Origin of the sequence: [Lactobacillus] rogosae, from assembly GCA_900112995.1 — a bacterium.
Classification (GTDB): domain Bacteria; phylum Bacillota; class Clostridia; order Lachnospirales; family Lachnospiraceae; genus Lachnospira; species Lachnospira rogosae.
The window spans coordinates 77,897-97,163 of record FONU01000009.1 but is presented as its reverse complement, the minus strand read 5'-3'; the positions used below and the strand labels follow the sequence as shown (position 1 = coordinate 97,163).

Below are 19,267 nucleotides of genomic sequence, written 5' to 3'. Positions count from 1 at the left end.
ATTATATATTAGTATCGAAGAATTTCTCAGCACCTTCTGATAATATAGCTGTACCAACACCCTTGTTAGTAAATATTTCAAGAAGGAGGCAGTGTGGAATACGACCGTCAAGTATATGCACTCTTGAAACACCATGTTCAATCGCATCAATACAGTTATTAAGCTTAGGTAACATACCACCACCTATTGTACCACCTGCTAATAATTCCCTTGCCTCAGTTGTTGAAAGTTCTGAGATAAGGCTTGATTTATCATTATAATCCTTGTATACACCTTCAATATCTGTTAAGAATGCAAGCTTCTCTGCATTAACTGCCCTTGCAATGGCACAAGCTGCATCATCAGCATTAATATTGTAAGCGTGGAAATTGTCATCATATCCTATAGGGCATATTACTGGAAGAAAATCATCCTTAAGAAGAGAATGTATAAGTGTTGTATCAACTTCCTTGACTTCACCTACATATCCTATATCTTCACCCTTTGAATACTTCTTCTCTACCTTTAACATACCGCCATCTTTACCACTTATACCACACGCCTTTACGCCAAGTTCCTCTATAAGCGATACAAGGCTTTTATTAACCTTGTTAAGAACCATCTCAGCAATTTCCATAGTTGGCTCGTCTGTAACTCTTAAACCATTCTTAAATTCCGGTGTCATTCCAGACTTTTCAACCCATTTGCTGATTTCCTTTCCGCCGCCGTGTACAATAATTGGCTTAAATCCAACAACCTTTAATAATACTACGTCCTGAATAACTTTTCTTTTAAGTTCTTCATCAACCATTGCACTTCCACCATATTTTACAACTATAATCTTTCTGTTGAACTTCTGTATATATGGGAGTGCTTCAACAAGCACCTGTGCCTTCTTTAACTCTTCTTCCATATTAATTGTACTCATTTATTATCCTCATTCCTGACAATATTACAATGCCATTTTATTCTTAACTATTATGATCTGTAATCTGCATTAATCTTTATGTAATCAAATGTAAGGTCACAGCCCCACGCTGTAGCTTCACTGTTACCCTGCTTAATATCTGCTATTGCGGTTACAGGATTTTGTGAAAGAATTTCAGTTGCCTTTTCTTCGCTGTAATCTGTTGCAGTACCATCTTTAACTATCTGAAGCTTTCCTGCGTTGCTTTCAAAGAATATATCAACCTTCTCCGGCTCGAAATCAACGCCTGAATAACCCATAGCACAAAGAATTCTTCCCCAGTTAGCATCGTGTCCAAATATTGCCGCCTTTGTAAGATTAGAAGTCACTATTGATTTGGCAAGAATTCTTGCCTGTTCCTTAGTTGAAGCTCCCTTAACCTGAACTTCAAAAAGACATGTACAGCCTTCACCATCTCCTGCTATTTTCTTAGAAAGCTCTGTAAGTACATAAGATAATGCCTCATAAAATGTATCATAATCACTGCTGCCTTCCTTAATAGTATCATTGCCGGCTTCTCCATTAGCAAGAACAAGCACTGTATCATTAGTTGATGTATCTCCGTCAACAGATATCATATTAAATGAATCTTCAACAATATCACTTGTCATCTTCTGAAGTGCTTTCTTCTCTATAACTGCATCAGTTGTAATAAAACAGAGCATTGTAGCCATATGAGGATGAATCATACCGGCACCCTTGCACATACCGCCTACCGTTACTTCTTTGCCAGCAATATTTACTGTGCAGGCAACCTGCTTGCTTACAGTATCAGTTGTCATAATTGCCTCTGCGGCAAGTGTTCCAGCCTCTTTAGTATAATCAAGAAGTTCCGGAAGTGCCTTAATTCCTGCACACATTCTATCCATAGGAAGCTGCATTCCAATAACACCTGTTGAACCAAGAAGCACTGCATCGGCTGAAATTCCAAGTGTCTCTCCAGCTGTCTTAGCTTCAAGTGCACAGGCTTCATCACCCTCAACACCTGTACAGGCATTAGCAACACCACTGTTGACTACAATTGCCTGTGCATAAGCTTCATTGTATACAATATTCTTATCCCATTTAACAGGAGCGGCAAATACTCTGTTAAGAGTAAATGTCCCTGCTGTCACGCAAGGCTTGTCTGAAACAACCATTGCCATATCTTTCTTACCATTCTTATACTTAATTCCTGCCGCCATACCAGCTGCCTTAAATCCCTTGGCTGCTGTAACTCCACCTTCTATAATCTGCATAACTGCCTCCTGTCCAGATTAATAACCGCTTGTTATTAAATTACCTATATAATAATTATCTATCAGGATTATTACTTACCAATAACGTCTTATTAATCTTATATGAATAAAATATTTATAGTGCCGCCTGTATTATATAATTCTATGGGAACATAGGTGCAATCTTAAGTCCTTCATTCTCCTCAAAACCGAATAAAAGATTCATATTCTGTACTGCCTGACCAGCCGCACCCTTAACAAGGTTATCTAATGCACCCATAGCAATAATTCTGTTAGTTCTTGGCTCTATCTTAAATCCTATATCTACAAAGTTACTTCCCTCAACCCATCTTGTCTCTGGGCATACATCCTCAGGAAGAACTCTTACAAAATATTCCTTGTCATAATATTTATCATATGCCGCCTTAACATCTTCATAAGTTACATCCTTTGCAAGATTAGCATATGCTGTCACAAGTATTCCTCTGTTCATTGGAACTAAATGTGGTGTAAATATAAGCTTTAAATCATCTCTTCCACAAGCATATCCAAGCTGTTCTTCTATCTCTGGTGTGTGTCTGTGTGTACCAACACCATATGCTTTCATACTCTCATTAACTTCACAGAAAAGATTAGCAACCTTTGCACCCCTGCCTGCACCGCTTGTTCCGCTCTTAGCATCAATGATTATTGTATCTGGATTAATAATTCCTTCTTTTACAAGTGGATATAATGTAAGAATTGATGTTGTAGTGTAACATCCCGGGTTAGCAATAATTCTTGTATTATTATTCACTTTATCCCTGTTAATCTCACATAAACCATAGACTGCTTCATCAATATATTGTGGTGACTTATGTTCAAGCTTATACCATTTCTCATATATATCTACATTCTTTAATCTAAAGTCTGCACTAAGGTCTATTATCTTTACCTTTGATAAAATCTCATCGTTAACAAGTGATGCACATAAGCCCTGTGGTGTTGCTGTAAATATTACATCAACCTCATCTGCAAGCTGTTCCATATTATCATCCATACATCTGGCATCTACAAGTTTAAACATATTTCTGTATACATCTGAATATTTCTGATCTATATAGCTTCGTGAACCAAGCCATACAATCTCTACATCCTTATGTCCAAGAAGAAGTCTTACTAATTCGTTACCTGCATATCCGGTAGCTCCGATAATTCCAACCTTAACCATACGTCCTCCATCTGAATGTTTATTTATTCATTCGTGTACATATATTATTCATCAATAAAAATGACAAGTTCCATTATAACAACTTTTTTTTCTATGTAAAGTGTTTATTCATTATTTTTTATATTTATGCAATATTCTTGCATAAAATTGCATAATATACATTTTTACCTATTGCATTTTCATAATAAGTAGTTTATTATAATCAGCAGAGTTTTACACTTTGTAATAGCATTATTTACTACATAATATTTATTACATAATTAAACCTATTACTTAATTATATGGAGGTACATTAATAATGAAAGAGAAAGTTGTTCTTGCTTATTCAGGTGGTCTTGATACTACAGCAATCATTCCTTGGTTAAAGGAAACTTTCGACTATGATGTTATCTGTGTATGTGCAGATTGCGGTCAGGAAGAGGAATTAGACGGACTTGAAGAAAGAGCTTTATCTTGTGGAGCTGCCAAGTTATATATCGAAGACATCACAGATGAATTCTGCGATAACTACATCGTTCCATGTGTACAGGCTCACGCAGTTTATGAAAATAAATATTTACTTGGTACATCAATGGCAAGACCTATCATTGCCAAAAGACTTGTTGAAATTGCCCGTAAAGAAGGTGCTGTTGCTATCTGCCATGGTGCTACAGGTAAGGGTAATGACCAGATCAGATTTGAGCTTACAATCAAGGCTTTAGCTCCAGATATCCAGATTATCGCTCCTTGGAGAGATTCAAGATGGACATTACAGTCTCGTGAAGATGAAATCGAATATTGCAGACAGCACGGTATTCACCTTCCATTCAGCCCTGACTCAAGCTACAGCCGTGACCGTAACATCTGGCATATAAGCCACGAAGGTCTTGAGCTTGAAGATCCAGCTAATGAGCCTAACTATAAGCACCTTCTTGTTCTTGGATGCACACCAGAAGAAGCTCCAGATGAAGGCGAATATGTAACAATGACATTTGAAAAGGGTGTTCCTACATCTGTTAACGGCAAGAAGATGAAGGTTTCTGATATCATCAGAGAACTTAACAGACTTGGCGGCAAGCACGGCATTGGTATAATTGATATCGTTGAGAACCGTGTTGTTGGTATGAAGTCACGTGGTGTATATGAAACACCTGGTGGAACTATTCTTTACGAAGCACATCAGCAGCTTGAAGAATTAGTTCTTGACAGGGATACAACAGCAGAGAAGATTAATGTTGCTAACAAGTTCGCTCAGGTTGTATACGAAGGAAAGTGGGAAACACCTCTTCGTGAAGCACTTCAGGCATTTGTCGAAAAGACACAGGAATACGTAACTGGTGAAGTTAAGTTCAAGCTTTACAAGGGCAACATCATCAAAGCTGGTACAACATCTCCATATTCATTATATAACGAATCTATCGCTTCATTCACAACTGGAGACCTTTATGACCACCATGATGCTGATGGTTTCATCAACCTCTTTGGTCTTTCACTTAAGGTAAGAGCTATGAAGAAGCTTGAGAACGAAAAGAAGAATAACAAATAATACTTTAAAAAATATTATATAACAAGTATTATAAAACAAAATCAGGAGCTGCCACATATATATGTAGCAGCTCCATTTTTCATCTTTTATAATGTTTTATGAGTTTTTATAAGCTCTTATAAACTCTAATAAACTCTTATCAAACATTAATCTCAGATATTTCTATATTCTTTTTCTCCTGTTTTTCACAACCATTCCATATATCAAAGTAATAACATAAGAAGCTGCTGCCAGTATACACATAACACCCATAACCCTATAAGCAATCTGAGTATCTATAAACACAGTTCTTCCTAGATATCTGTTACTTACAGCCGCCATACATCTGTTTCCAATTATATTTGCAATAAAAATACATATACCACCTGTTATGACAAATATACATGGGAGTGTGTACCTTACAACCCTGACAGGATTAAATGCAATGATAACAATCAATAATGTGATATATATTAAAAGCATCAATATCTTAAACACAACAGACGTTATTATTCCATATACCTTTATAAGCGGCTGCAGACGATAAGATATATCACCATATATACCACTGGCATAATTATTTATAGCCTCATTTGCAGCATTTTTACTATAGCTAAGAGCTGCCCTGACTATTGTTTCCTGTATATTTCCCATATTGATATTAGATGCTATTTTGTTATATGTCATATCCATAAGCTCATCCAGCTCTGCATCTATATTAATCTCTATATCATCAAAGGATTTTTCTTTAAGCATCCCGTCAACCATAGCCGTTGTATATTTCTGTGCTATTCTGTCTACTATCTTAGAATCCTCTATACTTGTCTGAATTCTGGATAACGCCTCCATATTATCCCCAAGTGAATCAAAAACAGTATCCATAAAACGGTGCGATATAGCAGCTGACAGTCCTGCATCCTTTAACATGCTTGAGACATACATAGGTGCCGTTACACATACAATAAGTATAAGACCTGCTATTACAGATATTAAACCAACACCTATCTGTGTCCATCTATGAGCAGTATCCCTGTATTGTCTGTATCCATATGACATATATATTCCTTCTTTCTGTTTAGATATAACAATTCCGTAATCTTCCTACGCAATCACATTAAAACAATCACATTAACATAATCATATTAACACAATTATATTAATACAACCATAAAAAAATGTAATAGATTTAGTGCTTTCTTACATTTTCCTGAATCTGTTATACCGCTGTCTTGCAAGTTCTTCCTTGTCCATATCAATATATCTGTACATAAAATCACATATCATACGTTTCATATATAATGTCACTCTTTTTATATTATTTTCATTTATAACCGGATATTCCGGAATGACCTTCTCTATTATGCCAAGCTCATATAAATCTGCTGCCGTCAGCTTCATTATTTCCGCAGCCTCTTTTGCTTTCTTAGAATCCTTCCACAGTATCGATGCAAAGCCTTCTGGTGAAAGTATTGAATATATGGAATTCTCCATCATCCATACCTCATTGGCAACACCTAGTGCAAGTGCACCACCGCTTCCACCTTCGCCAGTTACTATTGACAATACCGGAACTGTAAGACTGCTCATTTCATACAGATTCTTTGCTATAGCTTCTCCCTGGCCTCGCTCTTCTGCACCAAGACCGCAATATGCTCCTGGAGTGTCTATAAAACATATAACCGGTCTGTTAAATTTTTCAGCCTGCTTCATAAGCCTTAGTGCCTTTCTATACCCTTCGGGATTAGGCATTCCAAAGTTTCTTGATATATTCTCTTTAGTAGTCTTACCCTTCATATGTCCTATGACTGTTACAGGAATGCCGCCAAATGTTGCGATTCCACCTATTATTGCTTTATCATCACAAAAGTTTCTGTCACCATGAAGTTCAAAAAAATCTTTAGTTATTTTTTCTATGTAATCTGCGGCATTAGGTCTTTCACTGCTTCTTGCTATTTCAACCTTTTCCCATACATCATACTCATTATACAGATTATTATCAGCCTCAGCCTTTTTTTCTTCTTCTCTATCTATCTTTTTGAAATATATATTATCAAGATACTCAAGATACTTCTTCATAATATCTGAATTGCTCCGGTATGTATCCACATTTTCTTTAACTTCTGTATAAGCTCCACTGTACTTATGTATGTCAAGCAGATGCGCAAGTGTCTTCTTTAGCTCATCCCTTTTAACTATCGCATCCACAAAGCCGTGCTCTAACAGAAATTCAGCTCTCTGAAACCCTTCTGGCAGTTCCTGTCCTATAGTCTGTCTGATAACTCTTGGTCCTGCAAAACCTATAAGGGCACCTGGCTCTGCAAGTATAATATCTCCAAGCATAGCAAAGCTTGCAGTTACACCTCCAGTTGTAGGGTCAGTAAGAACAGTGATATATAAAAGTCCTGCCTCATCATGTTTTTTTAATGCGGCACTTATCTTTGCCATCTGCATAAGAGATACTATTCCCTCCTGCATCCTGGCTCCGCCTGAGCATGTAAATATAATAACCGGCAGCTTCTGCTCTGTAGCCTTCTCAACTGCCCGTGTAAGCTTTTCACCTACAACTTCGCCCATGCTGCCCATAAGAAATCTTGTATCACAGACACCTATAACAGCTTTGCTGCCATCTATCTTTCCAACACCGGTTATTACTGCCTCATCAAGATTTGTTTTTCTTTTAAGATTCTGGATTTTCTCCTCATAACCTGGGTATTCACATGGATTGCTCTCTTCAATGTTAGTATCCCATTCTGAAAATGTATTCTTATCCACTACCATGGATATCCTTGTTCTGGCATCCAGCTTCATATAATATCCACATTCCGGACATACACAATTATTCAGATACATGTCCTCTGTTAAAATTATTTTTGAACAAACCGGACATTTCGTATATAATCCATCTGGAACATTTATATTACTGCTATCCAGATTGTTGATTTTATTTTTATGGATATTCTTTTTAAACAAGCCTTTTATCTGCATATAAATCCTCATTTCCACGCACTCTTACTGTGCATAACGAACAACTATTTTTTACATACCTGTGGATACTCCTCTGGTATGAAATCTGTACTGACATCACCTTTAATAAACTTCTCATTCTGGCATATATCATACATAAAATCTGTATTTGTTGTGACACCTTCAATAATAATCTCGCCAAGGACACTTCTCATCTTCTCAATCACTGTTTTCCTGTCGTTTGCATATGTCATAACCTTCATTATCATGGAATCATAAAAAGGAGGTATCGTATATCCACTATAAACTGCAGTATCTATTCTTACACCATTACCACCTGGTATATGTATATTCTTTATTGTTCCCGGATTAGGTGCAAAGTTCTTTTCAGGGTTTTCAGCATTGATTCTTATTTCCATGGCAGCACCATGTATCCTTACATCCTCCTGCTTAATACCAAGACTTTCGCCGGCTGCTATCTTTATCTGTTCCTTTATAAGATCAACACCTGTCACAAGTTCCGTTATACCATGCTCGACCTGAATACGGGTATTTACCTCCATAAAGTAATAATTGTCGTTTTTGTCAAGAAGAAACTCAACTGTTCCTGCATTTTCATAGTTAACTGCCTTAGCCACTGCCACTGCAGTATCTCCCATTCTCTTTCTTAATTCATCATTCAACGCAGGAGAGGGTGATTCCTCAACTAACTTCTGGTGATTTCTTTGTATTGAACAATCTCTTTCACCAAGATGAATTGTATTTCCATATTTATCAGCTAATATCTGGAACTCTATATGTCTTGGCTTTTCTATATATTTTTCTATATACATTGTGCCATCAGCAAAGCCATTCACAGCTTCTCTCTGTGCGTTATCGAATTCCCTTTTAAAATCTTCTTTTGTATATACAACACGCATCCCCTTGCCACCGCCGCCAAGTGCAGCTTTAACCATAACAGGATAACCTATATTGTCTGCAAGCTCTTTTCCTCTTTCTGCATCCATAACTGGTTCTTTGGTTCCTGGAATAACTGGAATACCTGCTGATATCATTGTATTTCTTGCTTCCTGTTTATTACCTGTTTTCTCTATGATATCTGAATCTGGACCTATAAATGTGATGTTACATTTTTCACATAATGATGCAAACTTACTGTTTTCAGAAAGAAATCCAAAGCCTGGATGTATTGCATCTGCATGTGTAGCTACTGTTGCACTCAATATTCTTTCCATATTAAGGTAACTATCCTTAGCTGCTGCCTTTCCTATACATACACTCTCATCAGCCAGCTGCGTATGAAGTGCTTCCTTATCCGCCTCAGAATATACTGCAACTGTCTGTATACCCATTTCCCTACAGGCTCTTATTATTCTAACAGCTATTTCGCCTCTGTTCGCTATCAATATCTTATTAAACACAGCTTCATCTCCTTATAATCATTCCATAATCCACATATTATATTTATAACATCAGACGGATTAACCTACCATAAATGTAAGCTCTGCTGTAAGTGCAACCTCGCCATCTACCGTCGCAACAGCCTTTCCCACGCCAACTGGTCCTTTTTTCTTTATAATCTCACATTCCATCTTAAGTTTATCACCAGGAACTACTTTTCTTTTAAATCTTGCATTATTAACTGCACCAAAATATGCTGTTTTACCTTTGTTTTCTTCCAGCGAAAGTATCGCAACAGCGCCTACCTGTGCGCATGCCTCTATCTGAAGGACCCCCGGCATAACAGGCTCAGCTGGAAAATGTCCTGCAAAATAAGGCTCATCATATGTAATACACTTATATCCTGTTGCCTTTATTCCAGGCTCAAGTTCATCTATCGTATCCACAAGCAGAAAAGGATGTCTGTGTGGTATAATATCCATTATTTCCTTTGTTGTAAGCATACTTAACTCCTTATATTAAATAATCGAATTTCATATATATAATGTCGGTATCAAAAACCCATGCCTTTGATACCGACGTATTGTCAGACTGGTTTTATAACAAACATAGGCTGTCCATATTCAACCATCTGTTCATTATCTACAAGAATATCAGTAACCACACCATCATAATCACTTTCAATCTCATTCATAAGCTTCATTGCTTCTACTATACCGATTACCTGACCTTTTTTAACCCTGTCACCTATTGCTACATATGCATCAGCTTCCGGAGATGCTGAACTGTAAAATACACCTACAAGTGGTGAATTAACAGTAAGCACATTATCATCAGAAGTTTTAATGTCCGATTTATTCAATCCTGATTCATTGCCGTTATCGCTATTAACTATATCATCAGCACCGGCAGTTTCTTTAACAGCTGCCCTGTCACTTCTGTCAGCGCCAAGCGAAAGCTTAGTGTCGCCATCTTCCATGCTAAAGCTTGTAAGTGAAGATTCTGATACAGCATTAATGAGCTTTATTACATTTTCTAATTCCATATATTATCTCCATTTCTTCATGACCTTTTATTCATATTCTGGTATTCCATATATCTCACCAGCAATCTACTTATGTACTTTAAGCGTTCATCATATTATGAATACTTTCTTACTATAAGAGTTGCATTATGTCCACCAAAACCAAGAGAATTCGTCATGACTACATCAACGTCCTTTTCGATTCCTTCATCCTTGACATAATTAAGATCCATTTCTTCCTCTGTTTCTGATAGTCCTACATTTGGATGTATATAACCATCCTGGATTGACTTGACACAGGCTATGAACTCAACTGCGCCCGCTGCACCAAGCAGATGTCCAACCATGGATTTTGTTGAACTTACAGGCACATTGTAAGCTGCATCCTTAAGTGCCAGCTTGATCGCCCTTGTCTCAAAAAGATCATTATGATGGGTACTTGTTCCATGTGCATTTATATAATCGATATCATCTGGTTTTACTTCTGCTTCCTTCATGGCACTTGTCATAGCATATGCAGCTCCACTTCCATCCTCCATAGGTGATGTTATATGGTATGCATCAGAAGAACAGCCATAGCCTGTGATCTCTGCATATATATGCGCTCCTCTCTTTAAAGCATGCTCCAGTTCTTCAAGTACAACCACACCTGCTCCTTCACCCATGACAAAGCCATTTCTTTCTTTGTCAAATGGGATAGAGGCTCTCTTAGGGTCTGTAGATGTTGAAAGTGCTGTAAGCGCAGCAAAACCACCGATTCCAATAGGAGATATAGAACTTTCAGTTCCACCTGCAAACATAACATCTGCTTCTCCATGCTGTATGCTTCTATAGCCTTCACCTATAGAGTTAGTTCCAGTAGCACATGCTGTAACAACATTTATATTCTTACCCTTTAAACCTAGCTGTATTGATACATTGCCAGCTGCCATGTTAGTTATCATAAGAGGTACAAGAAGCGGATTAATCCTAGATGGACCCTTTTCAAGAAGCTTCTTGTGATTGCTTTCCATAGCTTCAAGGCTTCCAACACCAGAGCCTACTGATACACCAACACGGAAAGCATCCTCTTTAGCCATATCAAGCCCCGAATCCTTCATAGCCTCATGCGCGGCCGCAACAGCATACTGGCTGAACTTTTCCATCCTTTTGGCTGCCTTGAAATCCATATAATTCTTAGCATCAAAATCCTTTACCTCTGCTGCAAGCTTAACCTTATAATCTGTTGTATCAAATCTTGTTATATTATCTATTCCAACTGTATTCTCTTTAACAGAATTCCAGAATTCATCCACACTTAAACCTATAGGTGTTATTGCACCCATACCTGTAACAACTACTCTTCTCATCAGATATTCATACCTCCATCTACTGATATCACCTGTCCTGTTATGTATGCTGCTTCATCTGATGCCAGAAATGCTACAGCATTGCTTATATCATCCACGCTTCCCATTCTTGAAAGAGGAATCATATCAAGTACTGACTTCTTCTGTTCATCAGATAAAACCTTTGTCATATCTGTATCAATATATCCAGGTGCAACTGCATTAACAGTTATTCCTCGCGATGCAAGCTCCTTTGCCGCAGATTTGGTAATACCTATCACACCTGCTTTAGAAGCACTGTAATTAACCTGTCCTGCATTACCAGCTATGCCTACAACTGATGACATATTGATTATTCTTCCGCTTCTTTGCTTTAACATGTATCTGCTTACGTGTCTTATGCAGTTAAATGTTCCCTTAAGATTAACATCTATAACTCTGTCAAAATCTTCCTCTTTCATTCTCATGATAAGACCATCTTTTGTTATACCTGCATTATTTATAAGAATGTCTATTCTCTTATATTTATCCATTATATATGTAATCATTTTTTCAGTTTCTTCATACGAATCAACCTGACACTTGTATTTTTCTGCCTTTCCGTTGGCAGCCAGAATATTTTCAACTGTTCTATCTGCTGCCTCATCATTACCACTGTAATTAACAATAACCACAGCCCCCTCTTTGGCAAAACGGGCAGCTATAGCAGCTCCTATTCCTCTGCTAGCTCCGGTTACAAGCACTATCTTGTTTTCATATCTTTTTATACAATTATCCATACACATAACACACTGCCTTTCATCGATACAATATTGCTAAAGCCTTACCAATATCTTGTCTGCATTTATTGCCTGTTATTTTATAACTACTTCCTTTTCCATGCTCTTAGCTATCTTTTTAACAAAGCCAGATAAAGTCTTTCCTGGTCCCACCTCAACAAATGTATCATAACCATCGGCTATCATTTTTCTGACTGACTGTTCAAAACGTACTGAACTATATACCTGCTTTGAAAGAAGTTCTTTTATATATCCACTGGATGTATTCTCATCCACATACTCAGCTGTACAGTTTGCCACATAAGGATACTTCACTTTATCAAAAGTAACTTTTTCAAGATCCTTCATAAGCTTATCACCTGCGCCCTTAAGAAGCTTTGAATGAAACGGTCCACTTACATTAAGAAGGAGTGTTCTTCTTGCTCCTGCTTCCTTAAGCACTTCCATAGCCTCCTGTACACATTCCTTTTTACCTGATATTACTATCTGGCCAGGGCAGTTGTAATTAGCTGCGGAAACTGTATCAGGATACATATCATTATCAGACTCTGTGTTCCCACTTTTATCCTTGTTATATTTAGCAAGTACACTGTCAACCTCATCTGATGTAAGCCCGATAACTGCAGCCATGGCGCCTATACCAGCCGGAACCTCCTGTTCCATATATATTCCACGGTTTCTTACAAGTCTTACACCATCTTCATAAGATAGCGCACCACTTGCAGTAAGTGCACTATATTCACCTAATGAAAGTCCAATAGCTGCATCATACGTAAGGCCCTGCTCAACCATATCAGCAAGCTGGGCGATTTCTGTTACATATAACGCAATCTGTGTATACTCGGTTTTATCAAGAAGATCATTTTCTTCAAATATTAAATGCTCCATATTGATACCTGTCAGTTCACCAGCCTTCTTAAAGCACTTTACTGATGAAGTGCAGCTATTATAGCTTTCTCTTCCCATTCCAGTACGCTGGCTTCCCTGTCCTGGAAACATTACAACTGTTTTTCCCATACCTTTTAAATCCTCATTTCCATACACTGTTTTATGCCAGCTTATTATGTGAATTATATACCTCAGAGACTTCCTTCATAAGCTCCTTAATAATCTCTTCACATGTCTGTTCCTTATTGACAAGACCTGCTATCTGACCTGCCATTACAGTTCCCTGCTTGACATCACCATCCACAACAGCCTTTCTTAGTGTTCCAAGAGTAAGTCTTTCAAGCTTTTCAAACTCAACGCCTTCTTTTTCCATATCAAGATACTCTCTTGTCATGCTGTTTCTAAGTGACCTTACTGGATGACCTGTACTTCTGCCAGTTACTACTGAATCTATATCCTTGGCAGCTATAACTCTGTCCTTATAATTCTGATGGACATTTGACTCCTTAGCCACAACGAATCTTGTTCCCATCTGTACAGCCTCTGCACCAAGCATAAATGCCGCACATACACCTCTGCCATCACCTATTCCGCCAGCTGCTATAACAGGAATATTAACTGCATCAACAACCTGTGGTACAAGTGTCATGGTCGTTTCCTCGCCGATATGTCCACCTGATTCCATGCCCTCTGCTACAACTGCATCTGCTCCGGCACGTTCCATCATTCTTGCAAGTGCAACTGATGCCACAACAGGAATAACCCTTATTCCAGCTTCCTTCCAGGCCTTCATATATTTGCTTGGATTGCCTGCACCTGTTGTTACTGCTTCTATATGCTCATCAATAACAAGCTGTGCTATCTCATCTGCATAATCACTTAAAAGCATAATATTAACACCAACTGGCTTATCTGTTATCTTTCTTGCAATATGTATCTGTTCTTTAACCCATTCTGCCGGCGCATTAGCTGCTCCAATAAATCCCATTCCACCGGCTTTGCTGACGTGGGCTGCCAGATTAGCATCTGCAACCCATGCCATACCGCCCTGTATAACAGGATATTCTATATTAAGAAGCTCTGTTACACGAGTTTTCATAACTTATCTTCCTTCCTGACATTTATAACTATTTCTGGTTAGCCTCGATATAATCAACAACATCCTGTACTGTAAGAATCTTTTCAAGCTCCTCAGATGGAATAGTTACTGAACACTCATCCTCAAGTGACATAACAAGTTCAAAAAGATCAAGTGAATCTGCCTTAAGATCTTCCTTGAAATTAGACTCAGGCTTAATAACTGCCTCATCTATACCTAACTGTGCTGCAACTAATTCTCTTACTTTTTCAAACATAATGTTAAATCTCCTTAATTCTTATTATTTTTTATTATATGTTGTCGGGGTCAAAAGCCCACAACTTTGATATCTATGGCAAAGCTTTTGCCATAAACATCTTATATATGTTAAAATGCCGCTTATCCGGCTGCCTGATATCTTTTAGTAAGCAGTCTGCAAATATCTATATAATAAGCTTAGCATCTTTAACCGTGCTACCATACAAGCAGAATACTTCCCCAGCTTAATCCTGCACCAAAACCGGCAAGTACAAGCTTCTCTCCCTGTTTTAAGCTTCCATTCCTGTTTAACTCATCAAGCAGAATAGGAATGCTTGCTGATGATGTATTTCCATATTCATTCAGATTGACTGGAAACTTATCTTTATCAGCCTTAAGTCTTTTAGCTACACTCTCTATAATACGTACATTAGCCTGATGCAATATGAACTTATCAACTTCATTAATATCCATATTATTATTATGTAAAAGTGTTTCTATAGCTGTAGGAACACTCTTTACGGCGAATTTAAACACTTCCTGTCCATCCATATGTATAAATATATCTGTGCTGCATGAATCAGAAAATCTTCTGCCACCTGTTAAAACAGATGCACCTGTTCCATCATTGTAGATATTGCTGTCAATAATTCCTCTTTCATGACCAACTAAGGCACCTGTAACATCTTCTGTGTTGTTATCAACTGCTTTAAGAACCACTGCACCAGCACCATCTCCAAAAAGCACACACACACTTCTGTCTTTCCAGTTAACTATTTCTGACATTTTTTCTGAACCAATAACAAGTGCATATTTATACGAACCTGCCTTTAACATTGAAGCTGCAATATCCAGGGCTGTAATAAAACCTGAACATGCTGCACTTACATCAAAACACATAGCATTTACTGCTTTAAGCTTTGCCTGTACAAGTGATGCCTGATTAGGAAAAGCATAATCAGGAGTTGACGTTGCAACTATAATCAGACCAATCTTAGAAGCTTCAATACGTGCATCCTCTACTGCATTTCTTGCAGCGTTATATGCCATATCAGCATTATCCATATCTTTTGCTATATGTCTGTTACATATACCAGTTCTTGTCCTTATCCACTCATCACTCGTATCTACCATTTCTGACAGATTATCGTTAGTCAATATATCTGGTGGAACATAGCTTCCTGTTCCTATGATTCTTGTTCTTATCATACTTTTTTGTCCTTATTTATTTGACTTACTAACAATTTGATTATCTTACTTTGATTTTCAAACATTATTTTTATACTACAAAACTTATGTGTTTGTCAAGGTTATTTTGATATTCAAATTATTAAAATATACTAAAGCAATAAAAAAAGACCTGAAACAGATTATTACATCTGCTTCAGATCCTTTTTAACTTTTAGTTTAACTTCTTTATCCGGCGTGAGCGATTCACATATCTTTCGTACCGCCTTCTGATATGACAACTTATCTAACTTTAAGCAGTCGGTATCTGTAAGATATTCCCACGTTCTTTTTGGAAATGTAACAAAACATTCCGCAAGAAGCCAGCCTGCTGCCATCTGTGTATAATATCCATAGGCCGAAAAATCCCTGTTTACAAGTGAAAATATATCATCAAGATATAAACCATTAGCACAATTTATTTCATCTGTGCTTTCTATATCTTTAATAGTAACCTTTTTCATTCTCGGTCTTTTCATGCCATGCATATCAACCTTTAAATAGTGGTCTAACAGCATTATAAGCCCTACTCTTGCCCTGTATTCATCAAACGATTCTATACATTCCTTTATGTATGGCAGAAACTCGTCCCGAAACATATCCATAACCCTGAATTCTACACAGAAGCTGTCGTTTACAGCCCAGTTGTTCACAAGAGGAACGAATGTGTTGAAGTCTTTTAAAGCCTTCTTAAAGTCTTTCTCCTTCGCTGTTCCCATTCCTATTATGTAGCTTCTAAGCAGTGTTTCTTCCTGATAAATATCCGGTTCACTAAGCAGCTGCCGGAAATCCTTATTCTCCTTTATCAGCTGTTTTGCATATTGCTTTAATACCGGTTGTCTTATTCCTATTATATTATCGCAGCCAGGAATAAGTGAGGATGTAAATGCTGCATATTCTCCTTTATCAGTCATCCCCAGAAGTTCATTTCTTATATATTCCAGCATTATTCATAAAGAGGATACTTGTCTGTAAGTTCCTTAACCATAGCCATAGCCTTAGCCTGATTAGCATCAACGTCATCTACAAGTAAAGCAATAGCTTCTGCTACTACATCCATATCTGCTGTGTTGAAGCCTCTTGTTGTAACTGCTGCTGTACCAAGTCTGATACCACTTGTTACGAAAGGTGAAGCTGGATCGTTAGGGATAGTGTTCTTGTTGCATGTAATGTTAGCTGCATCAAGAAGCTTTTCTACTTCCTTACCAGTCTTATTCTTGCTTAAAAGGTTAACAAGCATAAGGTGATTATCTGTACCACCAGATACGATATCAAAACCTCTGTTCATAAGTCCTGTACAAAGAGCCTGTGCATTATCAACAATGTTCTTAGCATAAGTCTTAAAGCTTGGGTCAAGTGCTTCCTTTAAGCATACTGCCTTACCAGCAATAACATGCATAAGTGGACCTCCCTGGATTCCTGGGAATACAGCCTTGTTAAACTTAAACTTTTCAGCAGCTTCTGCTGATGAAAGAATCATACCACCTCTTGGTCCTCTTAATGTTTTATGAGTTGTAGTTGTAACTACATCAGCATAAGGGATAGGGCTTGGATGCTCTCCACCTGCTACAAGACCAGCAATATGAGCCATATCTACCATAAGATAAGCACCAACTTCATCAGCTATCTCTCTGAACTTCTTAAAATCAATAACTCTTGCATATGCAGATGCACCAGCAATGATCATCCTTGGCTTACATTCCTTAGCAATTCTTAATACTTCATCATAATCTATAAAGCCTTCAGCTGTAACTCCATAAGGAACTATATTAAAATATTTACCAGAGATATTAACTGGTGAACCATGTGAAAGGTGTCCACCACAGTCAAGGCTCATACCCATAACAGTATCACCTGGTTCTACCATAGCAAAGAATGCTGCAAGGTTAGCCTGTGCACCTGAATGTGGCTGAACATTGGCATATTCACAACCAAATAACTTCTTAGCTCTCTCAATTGCAAGTGTTTCAACAACATCTACATATTCGCAGCCACCATAATATCTCTTTCCAGGATATCCTTCTGCATACTTGTTAGTAAGAGGGCTTCCCATAGCTGCCATAACAGCTTTACTTACAAGGTTCTCAGAAGCTATTAATTCAATATGGCTTCTCTGTCTTGCTAACTCATCATCCATAGCTTTAGCTAATTCTGGATCATAGTTCAATACTTCATCAAATGAATACATATTACAACCTCCATTTTCTATAGTTGTAGTTATACAACCTGTTTGACTATTAATTTTATAGATTATTTATCAATAAGTCAATGTATAATTATACATTTGTACAATAATTAAGTTATTTAATACAATCTTCATTAGAATATCCGCCTTAGAAAGTTATATAAGCCATTATTCCATACACCTGCCTCGTGTCCGCCGTGTCTGTAATAGAATATATGGTCAATTGAATGTTCTGTCATATATCTTGAATAATTCTCTGATGATACCCTGCAATATGGATCTTCATCACCTGTTACTATAAGTGTAAGAAGTGGTGCTTCCCCGCCTTCCTTAACAAGCTCAGGAAGAAGATATCCCCTGTTGCCATATAATGTTTCACCGCTTCCTGTATTAACAACTCCTCCAACAGGCTCAAATGCACCTACATACCCAAATATATCAGGGTGTGCAAAGCATAAATAAAGAGCTTCCCGTCCACCTAATGAATATCCCGCAATTCCTGTGTATTCCCTGCCTATCTTAGTTGAATAATGCGAATTAATATATGGAATAAGAGCATTAATCACATCATTTTCACAGGCATCATATCTTGCAGTTAAATCTGAAAATCCATAATCAGATTCCTGCTTTCTGTCAACATCTGTAAATACAGTAAAGCTTACTAATATCATATCGTTGCGGTTGTATTCATACACAATATTCTGTGCTGTTGGTCTTGCACCAAGAACCCTGTAATCTTCATATGTTCCACTCATTCCGTGAAGAAGATATACTACAGGATAGCTTTTACTCTTATCATATCCATATGGAAGATACACATTGGCATTTCTTGTAGCATTAGTAGTTGGAGAATAATATTCTATCTTCTCAATCTCACCATAATTGCCGCCAAGATATTCTGAATTAAACGCTTCTGGTTCTTCATAATTAGTATCATTCTTATCATAAGAGAACAACATTACCGGATAATCGTGATTAATTCCAGCTTCGTCTGTTGTACTATTATTTTCATTAACACTGTCACCATTAGTATTTTGGTTGCCACAACTTGTTAACAACAGGCTTGCTGATAATGCAAATGCCATTATAAGTGCCTCTGTTTTTCTAATATTATTTCTTCTCATAATTAATCACCTCATATAATTATTAATTAAACCTGATTATTAACTCTACATTTTGATAATAGCATTTAGAGTTAACTTCAAGTCAAGCATAAAATATTCCTATATAAATAAAATATATGAAGCACCTTCTCACA

Annotated in this window: 18 protein-coding genes; 1 reads left to right on the top strand and 17 read right to left on the bottom strand. The window is 37.3% G+C overall.

The window, feature by feature from the left end:
• Position 1 precedes the first annotated feature (1 nt).
• The 3 genes from argB to argC form a co-directional block, all read right to left on the bottom strand.
• Entirely contained in the window at positions 2-907 is a 906-nt protein-coding gene (gene argB, locus BM157_RS04735) for an acetylglutamate kinase (RefSeq protein ID WP_022502241.1), read from the bottom strand.
• A gap of 50 nt (positions 908-957) precedes the next feature.
• Positions 958-2,184, bottom strand: a complete 1,227-nt coding sequence (gene argJ / locus BM157_RS04730) for a bifunctional glutamate N-acetyltransferase/amino-acid acetyltransferase ArgJ (RefSeq protein WP_090140109.1) — start codon at positions 2,182-2,184, stop codon at positions 958-960.
• A 142-nt stretch (positions 2,185-2,326) separates the two neighbouring features.
• Positions 2,327-3,373: an N-acetyl-gamma-glutamyl-phosphate reductase gene (gene argC / locus BM157_RS04725; RefSeq protein WP_055306703.1), complete on the bottom strand. Its 1,047-nt coding sequence runs from the start codon at positions 3,371-3,373 to the stop codon at positions 2,327-2,329.
• A 298-nt stretch (positions 3,374-3,671) separates the two neighbouring features.
• Between argC and BM157_RS04720 the strand changes: the two genes are divergently transcribed.
• Positions 3,672-4,898 carry an argininosuccinate synthase gene (locus BM157_RS04720; RefSeq protein ID WP_022502244.1) on the top strand — a complete coding sequence of 409 codons (1,227 nt, stop codon included), beginning with the start codon at positions 3,672-3,674 and terminating at the stop codon, positions 4,896-4,898.
• 162 nt (positions 4,899-5,060) lie between these two features.
• On the opposite strand, the gene BM157_RS04715 is transcribed toward BM157_RS04720, so the two are convergent.
• From BM157_RS04715 to BM157_RS04650, 14 genes are all read right to left on the bottom strand, one after another.
• Entirely contained in the window at positions 5,061-5,933 is an 873-nt protein-coding gene (locus BM157_RS04715; RefSeq protein ID WP_090140108.1) for a hypothetical protein, read from the bottom strand.
• Between the two features lie 141 nt (positions 5,934-6,074).
• On the bottom strand, positions 6,075-7,862 hold the full coding sequence (locus BM157_RS04710) for an acetyl-CoA carboxylase carboxyl transferase subunit (RefSeq protein ID WP_022502246.1): 1,788 nt from the start codon (positions 7,860-7,862) through the stop codon (positions 6,075-6,077).
• Positions 7,863-7,906: 44 nt separating this feature from the next.
• Entirely contained in the window at positions 7,907-9,262 is a 1,356-nt protein-coding gene (locus tag BM157_RS04705) for an acetyl-CoA carboxylase biotin carboxylase subunit (RefSeq protein ID WP_055176063.1), read from the bottom strand.
• 60 nt (positions 9,263-9,322) lie between these two features.
• Positions 9,323-9,745 (bottom strand): 3-hydroxyacyl-ACP dehydratase FabZ, encoded by a 423-nt coding sequence (fabZ, locus tag BM157_RS04700; protein WP_022204252.1) that lies wholly within the window; start codon positions 9,743-9,745, stop codon positions 9,323-9,325.
• 83 nt (positions 9,746-9,828) lie between these two features.
• Positions 9,829-10,287 carry an acetyl-CoA carboxylase biotin carboxyl carrier protein gene (accB, locus tag BM157_RS04695; RefSeq protein ID WP_022204251.1) on the bottom strand — a complete coding sequence of 153 codons (459 nt, stop codon included), beginning with the start codon at positions 10,285-10,287 and terminating at the stop codon, positions 9,829-9,831.
• Between the two features lie 95 nt (positions 10,288-10,382).
• Positions 10,383-11,618, bottom strand: a complete 1,236-nt coding sequence (gene fabF / locus BM157_RS04690; protein ID WP_090140106.1) for a beta-ketoacyl-ACP synthase II — start codon at positions 11,616-11,618, stop codon at positions 10,383-10,385.
• Positions 11,615-12,373: a 3-oxoacyl-[acyl-carrier-protein] reductase gene (fabG, locus tag BM157_RS04685; RefSeq protein WP_055176620.1), complete on the bottom strand. Its 759-nt coding sequence runs from the start codon at positions 12,371-12,373 to the stop codon at positions 11,615-11,617. The genes fabF and fabG overlap by 4 nt, the downstream gene beginning before the upstream one ends.
• 75 nt (positions 12,374-12,448) lie before the next feature.
• Complete coding sequence (fabD, locus tag BM157_RS04680; protein WP_022204248.1) at positions 12,449-13,390, bottom strand: ACP S-malonyltransferase; 942 nt, start codon at positions 13,388-13,390, stop codon at positions 12,449-12,451.
• A gap of 31 nt (positions 13,391-13,421) precedes the next feature.
• Positions 13,422-14,360, bottom strand: coding sequence for an enoyl-[acyl-carrier-protein] reductase FabK (fabK, locus tag BM157_RS04675; RefSeq protein WP_022502249.1), 939 nt, complete (start codon positions 14,358-14,360; stop codon positions 13,422-13,424).
• A gap of 28 nt (positions 14,361-14,388) precedes the next feature.
• Complete coding sequence (gene acpP, locus BM157_RS04670; RefSeq protein ID WP_022204246.1) at positions 14,389-14,616, bottom strand: acyl carrier protein; 228 nt, start codon at positions 14,614-14,616, stop codon at positions 14,389-14,391.
• A gap of 197 nt (positions 14,617-14,813) precedes the next feature.
• Positions 14,814-15,806 (bottom strand): beta-ketoacyl-ACP synthase III, encoded by a 993-nt coding sequence (locus tag BM157_RS04665; protein ID WP_022204245.1) that lies wholly within the window; start codon positions 15,804-15,806, stop codon positions 14,814-14,816.
• Positions 15,807-15,970: 164 nt separating this feature from the next.
• A complete protein-coding gene (locus BM157_RS04660; protein WP_172677790.1) occupies positions 15,971-16,738 on the bottom strand; it encodes a DNA alkylation repair protein in 768 nt (255 codons plus the stop codon).
• A 32-nt stretch (positions 16,739-16,770) separates the two neighbouring features.
• Positions 16,771-18,012: a serine hydroxymethyltransferase gene (glyA, locus tag BM157_RS04655; protein WP_090140104.1), complete on the bottom strand. Its 1,242-nt coding sequence runs from the start codon at positions 18,010-18,012 to the stop codon at positions 16,771-16,773.
• A gap of 131 nt (positions 18,013-18,143) precedes the next feature.
• Positions 18,144-19,133, bottom strand: a complete 990-nt coding sequence (locus tag BM157_RS04650; RefSeq protein WP_318255815.1) for an alpha/beta hydrolase — start codon at positions 19,131-19,133, stop codon at positions 18,144-18,146.
• Between the last annotated feature and the right edge of the window lie 134 nt (positions 19,134-19,267).